We start from the raw sequence: 11,775 nt of genomic DNA, 5'->3' as shown, positions 1-11,775 counted from the left end.
ATAAAAACCGCGAGTATTTACAATTCGAAGACAGCTCCCTGGCGCAAATCGCTGAAACCACGCGTAGACTGCTTTGTGCATTACTGGAAGACATTTATGATCTTGTTACCAAAGAAACAGGACGTTTTCTTATTTACCTGGACCATCATCCTAAAATAGAAGTAGAAGGCTTCAGCCCTGATCTGAGCAACCAGATTGAGCGCACCTTACGTGGCGAATCTGCTTATGACTATTAAGTTGTAGGCAAATTTTCATCCGGGTAATTTAAAGTATCCTTATCTTAGATTTTAAATCAAGACAAGGAGAATGCAGCTCACCTTTATCCAGGTATTAGAATTACTAGGCACCTTTGCATTTGCTGTTTCGGGCGCAACAGCAGCTATCAATAAATCATACGACGTCATAGGCTTACTGGCGCTGGCTTTTGTAACAGCGATCGGTGGGGGAACCATACGCGATCTGCTGATCGGGGCTACGCCGGTTGCCTGGATGACAGATGAATTAAGCAATACAGCCATTATAGCGGCAGCCATCATTGCTGCGTTGTTTTTTTCGTATGTAAAAAAACTTAACCGGCTACTCAACACTTTCGATGCGATTGGTTTGGGCATGTTTACCATTACCGGCATCAATAAAGGGGTGGCCGCAAACTTACCTATGCCTGTATGTGTTGCGTTGGGTGTTATCACCGGTACTTTCGGCGGCTTGCTACGGGATGTGATCTGCGATGAACAACCCATTCTTTTTACGAGAGAAATCTATGCAGCTGCTTCTATCGCAGGGGGCGTCCTCTACCTGGTAGCCGGACATTATACCGGTATACCCGGCGACATTTCAAAGAGTATAGCCGTTACCGTTATAGTCACGATCCGGCTGATATCGCTGAGGAATAACTGGCAACTGCCACGAATGAGGGCGTAAGAAGACGACTGTCATTAATTTTGCCGGTAAATAAAATTTATTATATTGCTGATATGATGGCATTATTTGATAACTACATTGCGTTTGCTACAACGGTATTCATGGGCTTACTGGCAATAGTAAATCCGATATCTTCCATTCCTGTTTTTATGGAGCTCACCTCCAACATGGACAAGAAAGCGAAGCGCAACATTGCCACCAAGTCCGTCATCATAGCCTTCTGTATCATTCTTGTATTCAGTGTTGCCGGTAAACTGATTTTCCATGTTTTTGGAATTACACTGGCCGCTTTGCGCGTGACTGGTGGAATATTGGTATTTGTGATCGGATATGAGATGGTGCGGGGCGAAAAAGACAACAAAGCGGAAAGTATCAAACTGGGCGCCCAGCCTGTAAAAGCGGACCAGGGCATCAGCGTAGCCATTACCCCGTTGGCGATGCCCTTGCTGGCCGGACCTGGCGCGATCACCACCTCTATGAGTTATTCTGCGGCGAAAGATCTTACCCATCTCGCCATTGTAATCGCCATCTACGCATTTATCTGTTACATCACCTATCTCCTCTTTATTGCCGGCGAACGTATTGTAAAAATAATCGGTACCAATGTCATGATGGTCATTACAAAAATGATGGGATTAATTTTAGCCGTAATAGGCGTTCAGATGCTCGCATTGGGCCTTCGCGAGCTTTTTAATTTTTAGTTTTTTTTTCAAAACAATTTTAAATCATTCCGTGTTATTACTGAGGATGAATGCCAGAAAAGTATTTAAAGAGACTAACAATTACAGCACATAGCCATCATCCCCGTAGCGTTGACTCGCTGTGGAAGTCGATAGCATCATCAGACGAAATCCAAAACCATCATATCCGATTTGAGAATTACGTGCGTATTACGTGCAGGAATGCTATGCCCGCTTAAAAATTTTTTTTTAGTTGAACAACAGGTAAATCCGTTATTGATTACTAGGTGGATGTTATTGTTCTCTTTTTTTAATAGGAACATAAAAAAATCAATATAGACGGAACAGTTAGCAGAAAAGCCGTCCCGATTCTTCGGGACGGCCGTTTTTTTAACTTTTCTTTTTGCGCTTGCCATCGGCAATATCTTTCTTATCATACTCGTCTTCATTATACCCTTCCAGCACATTATTGCCATCATCATTGGTTTCCTTCTTTGCGCCGCCCTTTGCAGGAGCAACCGCTTCATTCTTACGCTTTGTCATCTTCAGATCGCGCTTTTCGGAGGTGCTTTTCTTCATCGTCATAATAGATGGTTTACCAGAAGGATATCAAAAAAACTGCCGGAACTATGGAATCCGGATACCATCTTTTATTTCATCGGTTGCATTAACAATTACCTGGTCATCTGCCTGCAGGTGCCCAAATACTTCAGTAGAGTCGTTATGATGGTTACCTTCTTCTATATCAACCCATTTTGTATGATGATCTTTTACCGCAATTACATATTTCCGCTCCGTAGACATCACAATGGCACTGGACGGTACCAACATGGCCTGGGCGGAACCATTCAATGGCAGCAGCACTTCGGTATACATCCCTGCTTTGAGTAAATGATGCGCGTTCTGTACATCTATTTCTACAGCTTCTGAACGGTACTTGTCATTCAGCGTACCGGCCTGTCTGGCAATGGTTCCTTCGAAATGCTGTCCGGGAATAGCATTTACATCAAAGGTAACCACCGACTGCTGCGATAATTGTGCACTGTATACTTCCGGGATCTGCAGGATCAGCCTTAGTTTATCTTCCTGTTCCAGCATCAGCATAGGCTTATCATCTACTTTGGTATCCGGACCTACCAATGCGCCCGGATGAATATTGCGTTCGGTGATTACCCCATCAAACGGCGCCGTTACCGTTAAATAACTGCGATTGACTTCCTGTGCACGGAAATTGGCCTGTTCACTGTTCATCAGCGCGCTATCGGCCAGCATACGGGCTTTAGAAAGCTCCAGGTCATGCGCGGAAATAGTACCTGGCTCTGCACTCACTGCCAGCGTGCGTTCGTAGTTGTCTTTGCTCGAAGCAAACATCGCCGATGCCTGGATATATTTCGACTGCGCCGCATAATATTGCTGCGCTACTTCCGGCGCTTCCAGCACCAGCAGCACCTGTCCTTTCTTTACTTTAGTACCCCGGTCTACCAGGATGCTTTTTACAAACCCGTTGATCCTGGGATAAATACTTACCTTCTGAAAGGCCGCCAGTGCACCCGGCAGGCGGATATTGCCCGCCAGCGGGCGCTGCACCACGGGTACCAGCGTATAATGACGATCTGCTCTTGCTGCTTTCTTCTCCGGCATCGCAGTAGAATTGCAGGCTGCAAGCCCGATGATGATGCTACATGCCGATAAATAATATTTATAGTGTTTCATATTTTTAAATTTTATTTTAAATCATCCTTTTCAGATGGCATTAATGAGGGAGAATCGTAACCTGCTTTACGCTGCATCAGCGCATACACCTGTGGTAAAATGAGTAAGGCTGCCAATGTGGAGGCTATCAGTCCGCCTATTACCGCGCGACCCAGCGGAGCCGTTTGATCTCCTGCTTCGCCCAAACCACTGGCCATCGGGATCATACCAGCCACCATGGCAAGACTCGTCATCAGGATAGGACGCAAACGGATGCCAGCACTAACGATGGCTGCCTTGCGCGCATCCCGGTACTCTCCCCTTAATTTTTCTGCATTGGTGACAATCAGGATAGCATTGGCCACCGATACCCCGGTAGACATAATCATGCCCATATAAGATTGCAGATTGAGCGTGGCGCCTGTAAGCAACAGCGCGATCAATGCGCCGGCAATTACCGCAGGTATGGTAGTTAGCACTACCAACGATAGTTTAAAGGACTGGTAGTTGGCGGCCAGCAATAAAAAAATCACCACCACGGCTATCATCAGCCCGTTCTGTAAACTGCCTAATGTTTCTACCAACAGGCTGGAAGCGCCTTTTAATTCTGTAATCAATCCTTTGGGTGGTGTACCTGCGTCTTTAATCGCATTTTGAACCGCTGCGGTTGCAGCACCCAGATCTTTACCGGAAATATTGGCACTAACGGTCACGAACCTACGTGGACCGACGCGGTCAAATTCTCCCGGCATTTCTGTAGTGGTAAAAGTAGCTACGTCCGCCAAAACCGGGCGGGGCTGCCCTTTTACCAGCGGTATTTCTTTCAGGTCGTTGATCGCCGTCATATTATATTCCGGCACCTGCACCTGTACCTGGTAAGTATAAGCTACCTTTTCGTCCAGCCATTGATTTTTTTCCGTAAAACGGCTGGAAGAAGTAGATGCTGTTACCGAACGTGCCACCTGGTAAATATTCAATCCCATCTGTGCCAGTTTAAACCGGTCTATATGGATACTGATCACCGGGAAATGTAATGGCTGCGCAATCTGTACATCGCGCAAAAAAGGCACTTCTTTCAGGTGACTTACCAGCTGTTCTGCGTAGGAGGCAATCTGTTTCATATCCTTTCCGGCCACCCGCACCTCAATAGGCGTCGCAGCGCCCTGGCTCATAATTTTTTCTGTGAGATCTATCGGCTCAAAAGACAAGCGCATCTCCGGAATTTTCGCCTTTATATTCTCTCTGAGCTGGTCTTTCAATTTTTCAATATCTACTTTATAATCCTCTTCCAGGTTTACCTGCAACACGGCTTCGTGGGTACCGCTGTTAAAAGTATACAGGTTACTGGTACCATAGCTACTTGGGATCAACCCTACATAGGCAGAGCTGATCGCCACATGTCCGTTCACGGTACTGTCTACAATGCCTAATACCTGGTGCAACCCTTCTTCGGTACGCTCCAAACGGGTGCCATCCGGCATACGCAAACGCAGCTGAAACTGGCCGGCATTTACGTGGGGCATCAGGTCCTTCCCTATCCATACATAGCAACCACCTGCCAGCAGCAGGGAGCCGATAATATACACGGTAACGGATATACGCGATTTGTTCATTCCTTTTTCAAGGATAGACATGAAGCCCAGTTTAAACCGTTCGAAGCCCGTCGCTTTTTCGGGGTGTTGCTGCTCCTGGTGCAGGTGGTCATTTACTTCTTTCACCTCTGCGGCATCCAGCGCCAGTCCAGCATGTACGTGCTGGTACTTATCTGCTTTCAGCCACCAGTTGGCAATCACCGGCACCAGTGTTTGAGCCGCAAAGAAAGAAGCAATCATTGCGAAACCAATAGACAACGACAACGGCAGGAACATAGCCCGCGGTACTCCGGTCATAATAAAAGACGGCGCGAATACCGCAAGGATACACAACAGGATCAGCACCAACGGAAAGGCGATTTCCTCGCAGGCATCATAGATGGCCTGTCGCTTGGATTTTCCCATTTCCAGGTGCTGGTGAATATTTTCGATCGTTACCGTGGCCTGATCCACGAGGATACCAATAGCCAGTGCCAGTCCGCTCAGCGTCATGATATTAATCGTTTGCCCGGATAGCTTCAGCCCCATCACGGCGCATAACACGGCTACCGGAATGGTGACTACTACCACGAGACAGCTACGCAGGTCGCGCAGGAATAATAATACCATCAAACCTGTAAGCAGCGCACCCAAAGCTCCTTCCGTAATGAGGCTTTTCACGGCATTGATCACAAATACCGACTGATCAAATTCGTAAGATACTTTCACATCATCCGGCAGCAGGCTTTGCATTTCCGGTATTTTTGATTTCAGTGTTTTCACTACTTCCCAGGTAGAGGCATCGGCTGTTTTTACAACTGGAATATACACAGAGCGCTTGCCATTTACGAGGGCATAGTCCACCGTAACGTCTGTAGCATCCGCCACCCTGGCCACATCGCGAACAAACACATTGTTGTTACCATTAGTTACAATGGGAATATCTCCAAAGTCAGCTACCTGTTTTTCGAGTGAATTGATCGTTGTTACAAACATGGTGTTGTTGATCCGGATATTGCCGGAAGGCGTCATCACATTGTTTTTAGCGATGGCTTCCACTACTTCATCGGCGCTTAAATTAAAGCTGCGCAGTTTCTGCGGATCTACATTCACTACTACAGAGCGGGAATTGGCGCCGAAAGGCGGCGGAGCCGAGAGTCCCGGTACCGAAGCAAACATAGGCCTGATACGGGTGGCCGCCAGATCGTATATTTCCTTCAATGATTTTGTAGGACTGCTGAACACCAGTTCTCCCACCGGTAAAGACGATGCATCAAAACGCATTACCTGCGGCGGCAAAGCACCGGGAGGAAAAAACTTCATGGCACGATTCACCTGTAAGGCTACCTGGGCGGAGGCCTCCGCCATATCCGTATTTTCGTAAAAGGTGAGCTTTAGTAACGTTAAACCCTGTATATTTTTAGTACTGATATTTTTTACGCCATTCACATACAGGAACTGATCCTGCAACCTGGTGGCAAAGAAACCTTCCATCTGTTGGGGCGACATCCCCCCGTATGGCTCTATCACGTAGATAGTAGGCAGGTTCAGTTTCGGAAATATGTCGATGGGTATACTAAATATAGAAAGCAATGAAAAGAGCAACAAACCGCCGGTGATCACGACCACAGCGATCGGCTTTTTCAGTGCTGAAGAAACGAATGACATAGTAAGTGCGTTTAGTTCAGATCAGGTAAAAATTGTGAAATACTGTTGCCTGCATAGGCAGCGCGAAACAGTGCTTTCCACGCGGCATCACGGGTTTGCACCAGGTCTGTTTCTGCACGGTTCAGTACAAACAAAGCGGTGGTGACTTCAATAATATTGGTCAGTCCCCCTTTGTACAACGCCATTTTTTGCCTGGCGGCCGCCTGTGCTGCAGCCAGCTGCAATGGTAGTTCCTGTAGCTTCTCTCTCGATGTCTGAATATCTGACTGTGCCTGTTGTAATAAGCCGTTTAGCGTGGTGCGCGTTGTTTCCAGCTGTTGTTGCGCCACTTCCGAGCGGTATTGTTGCACCGCTACTTTTTCGTGGGTACGTTTCAGGTCCGTAAGATTGTAAGTGATGCCCAGTCCCAGCAAATAGTTATACCGGCTGTATCCCAGGCCACTCCACAAATTTTTATCGTATACATCATTGAATGATCCGCTGGAACCGCGCATCCATCCTGCTGCCATCAGGTTTACTTTAGGCAGGCGTGATTTGCGGATGACTTGTTCTGCGGCGCGTTGCTGCCGATAAATGGCATTGTAGTACTCCAGCATCGGGTGACTGCTAATGCTATCCGGAGCGGGCACGCCGAGTAAAGAAAGCAGGCGGCCGTTATTGACCGTATCTGGTTTTATCTCCGTCGTATCGAGTCCGGTAAACGTGGAGAGCTGTATGCGCACCTGGTTGTATTTATTTTGTATATCCAGCAGGTTCAATCTTGCTTTGGATAATTCCGCAGCTGCCACGGCGCTGTCTACCCCGGGTTTAAGTCCGTGTAAAACGGTAGCGGTTACCGCTCTCAATACTTCCGCATTGCGTTGTATATTATCACGCGCAATTTTCTGTAATGCCTGCAGTCGCAGGAATTCCAGGTAATTTTCTATCACGGCTACCGTTAGCTGGTTAGCCGTATTATTCAAATCAGATTGCTGCACTTTCAATGACTGTGCGGCTTCTTTTTGCTCACTGTTGTAGGCGCCGAAGTTATAAATCTCCCATGTCATGGCTGCCATCGCGATGTTGCCGCTCATCGGGGCATTGTTATTCTCCGCACGGATCCCACCGGAGGTAGAAGGAATCATCCCCATGGTAAAGTAAGATCCGTAGATGCTGTTATCTGTGCCGGCGTCTAGTTGCTCATGCAGTTTTATAGCCGGATACCAATTGTGTTTTGTATCTGTAAGGTTGGCCTGACCAGCATTTACCTGGGCCTGTTTGGCCTTTAATGCCGGGTAATGGGTCAGTGTGAGCGCAATGGCCCGATGCAGCGAAAAGCTATCCGCTGCAGATTGTGCGAACAAGGAAGTGAAGGGAAAAATACATAGCAACCACCAACACCTCTTCTTCGCGATCATATGTAAGTTCATAAGTCGCTGAAAAAAGAATGAAATAAAAGAAAATAATAAAACGGGTTATCAGGCGGTGGGCGGGCCTCTCCAGCTTCTCAGCGGTATGGGTACACTGAGGTAAGGGTTAAAATAAAATCCACGCTGGACTTTATCTACATAAATAAATTTCGCGGTATTTTCTGTTAACAGCGGCGGACAAACTCTCTGGTGTCCGTAGCTATCGTTGATACCAACGGGCCGGCGTTTAAACCGGTTAATGGTAGTTTTGATACCGGGCGCCTTCATGGCCACTTTATAGGCAGTGGCATGGGCTTCCTGGATACTATCGACAACAGATTTCTGCACAGATACACCGACGCCCTGCACAAGCGGCAGGATCATTACAGCGATCAGAACATAAAATAGTTGTCTTAATAATTTCATGTGGTATACAGTTACGAATTCACTAAGATATTCATTACTGGCTGCTTAAGCAAGAATGTACCCGGTATTTTAACCAAATTTTAATGTACTAGAAAAAGCAAACCAGGCAAAGTTCTTCCATTTTCAGGAGGGCGTTGGCCAGTCTGAAATCCTGCATATCCAGGCAGGCGAAGGATTGGTATTCATCGAGGCCAGGGCCTATTGCTACTATTTTCAGGTCGTAGGGAAGTATTTGTTCATTTACAAAATCCAGTACATCTTTGGCAAAATCTTCTCCGGCAATGATTTCTGCATAAGTGGCCGGATCGGGGGCTTCCAGGATAATCCCTGTCTGCAGTAATGGTCCCAGTTCATTGAGTGCGGGAATACCGGTGGTAACAAATTCCTGCCATTCAAATTCCACTACGTTGCCGGTGGCAGATAAGGCGGCGTGCAATTCTTCCCAGATGGCTACAACATTCGGTGATACAATTTCCGGTAAGCGGCTGATATGCGTTTCGGCATCATCTTCCTTGAAAATATCCAGGTATAGTTGTTCCAGTGGTTCACGGGCATTGGTCATGCCGTTGAGTTTTTCCAGCAACTTCAGTTCCTGGATCAATGCGGTCCAGCGAAGCAGCAGTTCTTCCCCGTCTTCCTCATTCATCTCGTCTGTAATCAGCACTGCTTTATCATGCAGTTTGTAATTATCGAGGCGACTTTTGCGGATATGTAATTCCAGCGCTTCAAAAGAAAGCTCATAGGAGGCATAATTAAGGAAGGAAGTACCAATAAGCACTTTGTCCTTAAATATTTCATGCACCACGCTTTCTTTGGTATCTATATGCGAGTAACCGGTGTCTTTTCCGTAGGTCTGTGTTAACCAGGTAAAATCTTCACGTGAAATATCAGGCAATTGAACTGGCATAAAATTTAATCCGATGAGCAACAAAAGTAGTTAAATTAGGAACGGGAAAAACGCGATTTTTTGTCTTTCCCAGGATTATACTGATTTTGATGATTTCCCAGATTTTGTTTTTACAGGATTAAAAAAGATTAGAGAAGATATAAGCGGACTGCTGCTAACTTCTCTAATCTTTTCAATCATCAAAAATCAAAAAAGTAAAAATCTGGGAAATCATCAAAATCAGTATAATCCTGGGAAAGACAAAAACTCGCTTACAGTCGGAATTTCAGTCCTACATTGAGGCCAAGTCCACCTATATTAATATATGATTTCAGATCATTGGAAGCTTTGTCGTTATCCTTATAAATAACTTTGGTTCCCTGTTGATTGATGGGTGTATTAGAGTTCTGATCTAACGTAGTCTCATATACGGTGTTTTTTTCTGCCGTACTGAGGTCGCTCAGTGTGCGTGATGAAATTACCTGTACCGGAGCGCCGCTAGTCGCATTGATCAGGGTATTGGTTTCTTCATATCGGGTAATTTCTTTTTCCTTACTCTTTACCGGTACGTTTCTGTACTCTGCTTCCACAAAAACATCGAAGCGGGAAGCTATCATGAAAGATACGCCCAGTGCGCTCTGGAAACCAATGGTTACATTTGGTTTTATTTCTTCTTTGCGGCTGATCACCGTGGCTACCTGCGTTCCTGCCGGTATACCCGGAGGAGAAGAGATCTGGGTGGCATCAGTTTCAATATAGAGCCGGCCCCATAATGGTACGACTACACCAAAACGTACATAGGGGTTTACTTTTTGCCAGCCGGGGCTCACCACAAGACTGGGGGCGAAATCCACCGCATTTACATAGCCATGTGATTCTACGCTGCCCAATGCTTTACTGGTACCCACCAGGGTGGTCAGTTGCCGGGTCATCAGGTTTTTCTTGCTGTGAAAATAATTAAAGGTTCCTTCTACCGACAGGTATTTGTTGATGTTATAACCAACAGACAAACCACCTCTGACGCCTTGTCCATAGGACCCAGTCAATACTTTGCGGCTGAGGGTATCCAGCGGATTTGCATTGGTAGGGTTATATTCTGTATGCAGATCCTGCGGAGGATATGGGCCCACATTCGGGAACTGACCGGGCGATACACTGAAAAAATACCCACCGGCGATCTTTAAATACCATTTTGAGTGTGGAGGGGTGCTGGAACTGGAGTTGGAGATGTCCTGGGCCTGGGTCGTAACTGTCACAGCCATCCACAACGAGGCTGCACCAAACAGGAGTAGTTTTTTCATATGCAATGGTTTTGGTGTGTTGTATTAATCTATTGAAAGTTAATAAATTATTAGCAAACAGCCATCACCCAAACCATTTCCTTAAAACGCTTCCGCCAACGAAAGATAGAGTCCTTTTTGTCTGGATTCACCGGCCCGTTTTTCCCCAACGGCATAGTCTATACGAATAGTGAGCTTGGCGCTTTCATCATAGAAATAACGGATGCCTGCGCCATAACTGGGTTTAAATCCATCAAAATGAAAATCGCGGTTGGCAAACACCGTACCTGTACCGGCAAAAGCTGCCAACGCAAATTTGGGTTTAAAATCTATAAACCAGATATGAATACGCATCCTGGGATCTATGAGATAACGATACTCTGCCTGACCCGCCAGATAGTTCTGGTTGCGGTATCTCCCTGTATAATACCCCCGCATAATAACATCATTTCCCATTTCAGGTAACAGGTAAAATGGCAGCTCATTTCCCTGAAGGCTATTAAAAATACCATTAAAGCCCAGCGTGCTTTTTCGGGAGATAGGAATAAAATGAATTCCCTGCGCTTCGACCTTAAAAAGCGGTTGTGTGCTCAGGAACGCAGGTGCATAAGCTATATTGAGTTTCAGCCATGAACCATAACGGGTATAGTTTTGATTATCACGGTTATCAAAAATGCCCGTCAAACCCAGAAAGGTCACATAGCCGCCATCCTTATCGGTGAGCGGCATGGTGGTATAAATACCTTTATTGTCACTGCTGCTATAGGTATCATGCTGGTATAATACAGAAGCGCCGGCATAGAAATGGCCGTTAATACGCCGCTCCCCTTCCAGCTGTACTTTATAACGGATATTATCTACCAGCGAACGGGTATCGTAATGAGTAGTATCGCCAACACCAAAAAAGTAAAGCGGATAGTTTTGATAACGGAGGTTACTTCTGAAATGCCAGGTATTGGCACGGGTCCAGATATTGGCTTTGAGATCTATTTTAAACTGGCTTTCCGTGGTAATGGCCGGGATCAGATTCAGGGTGGAGTTACGGGTGCTGACATCCGGGTTTTTGTTATCCGTATAAAAGGAATATAACATCGCCGCTCCTATTTCCAGGCCTTTCTCCTGCGAATACCCCAATACCGGTATCGGAAAGAAACTGCGTTTACGTAAACTTAAACTATCGTGTACCCCTTCCCGTGAGGGACCTGTATAAGTAACGCTATCCTGTTGAGCCTTTGCACCTGTTGCCAATAAAAATAATAAAGC

General features: G+C 46.2%; 11 protein-coding genes. 3 read left to right on the top strand and 8 right to left on the bottom strand.

What is annotated here, in order from left to right; translation table 11 throughout:
• The 3 genes from VIP81_RS18985 to VIP81_RS18975 form a co-directional block, all read left to right on the top strand.
• Nucleotides 1-236 (top strand): hypothetical protein (locus tag VIP81_RS18985; protein WP_331964590.1); only part of this gene is annotated, 236 nt, incomplete at its 5' end.
• A 70-nt stretch (nt 237-306) separates the two neighbouring features.
• Nucleotides 307-921, top strand: a complete 615-nt coding sequence (locus VIP81_RS18980) for a trimeric intracellular cation channel family protein (protein ID WP_331964587.1) — start codon at nt 307-309, stop codon at nt 919-921.
• A gap of 53 nt (nt 922-974) precedes the next feature.
• Nucleotides 975-1,622: a MarC family protein gene (locus tag VIP81_RS18975; protein ID WP_331964584.1), complete on the top strand. Its 648-nt coding sequence runs from the start codon at nt 975-977 to the stop codon at nt 1,620-1,622.
• A 369-nt stretch (nt 1,623-1,991) separates the two neighbouring features.
• Here the strand turns inward: VIP81_RS18975 and VIP81_RS18970 are convergent, their stop codons facing one another.
• From VIP81_RS18970 to VIP81_RS18935, 8 genes are all read right to left on the bottom strand, one after another.
• Nucleotides 1,992-2,186, bottom strand: a complete 195-nt coding sequence (locus VIP81_RS18970) for a hypothetical protein (protein ID WP_331964581.1) — start codon at nt 2,184-2,186, stop codon at nt 1,992-1,994.
• 42 nt (nt 2,187-2,228) lie between these two features.
• Entirely contained in the window at nt 2,229-3,314 is a 1,086-nt protein-coding gene (locus VIP81_RS18965) for an efflux RND transporter periplasmic adaptor subunit (protein WP_331964578.1), read from the bottom strand.
• A gap of 11 nt (nt 3,315-3,325) precedes the next feature.
• Nucleotides 3,326-6,532, bottom strand: a complete 3,207-nt coding sequence (locus tag VIP81_RS18960) for an efflux RND transporter permease subunit (protein WP_331964575.1) — start codon at nt 6,530-6,532, stop codon at nt 3,326-3,328.
• Between the two features lie 11 nt (nt 6,533-6,543).
• The gene (locus VIP81_RS18955) at nt 6,544-7,875 is read right to left on the bottom strand and encodes a TolC family protein (protein WP_331964572.1); all 1,332 of its coding nucleotides are present in this window, start codon (nt 7,873-7,875) and stop codon (nt 6,544-6,546) included.
• Nucleotides 7,876-7,989: 114 nt separating this feature from the next.
• The gene (locus VIP81_RS18950; protein WP_331964570.1) at nt 7,990-8,346 is read right to left on the bottom strand and encodes a hypothetical protein; all 357 of its coding nucleotides are present in this window, start codon (nt 8,344-8,346) and stop codon (nt 7,990-7,992) included.
• Nucleotides 8,347-8,434: 88 nt separating this feature from the next.
• Nucleotides 8,435-9,253 carry a DUF6630 family protein gene (locus VIP81_RS18945; RefSeq protein WP_331964567.1) on the bottom strand — a complete coding sequence of 273 codons (819 nt, stop codon included), beginning with the start codon at nt 9,251-9,253 and terminating at the stop codon, nt 8,435-8,437.
• A gap of 251 nt (nt 9,254-9,504) precedes the next feature.
• Nucleotides 9,505-10,533, bottom strand: a complete 1,029-nt coding sequence (locus VIP81_RS18940) for an outer membrane beta-barrel protein (RefSeq protein WP_331964564.1) — start codon at nt 10,531-10,533, stop codon at nt 9,505-9,507.
• An 81-nt stretch (nt 10,534-10,614) separates the two neighbouring features.
• Nucleotides 10,615-11,775, bottom strand: a 1,161-nt coding sequence (locus VIP81_RS18935) for a hypothetical protein (protein WP_331964561.1), incomplete at its 5' end; no start/stop codon positions are given.

The sequence above is a fragment of the Chitinophaga sp. genome (assembly GCF_036566945.1).
Taxonomy (GTDB): Bacteria; Bacteroidota; Bacteroidia; order Chitinophagales; family Chitinophagaceae; genus Chitinophaga.
The sequence above is the reverse complement of the archived record's forward strand: the minus strand, read 5'-3'. Positions and strand labels throughout refer to the sequence as shown.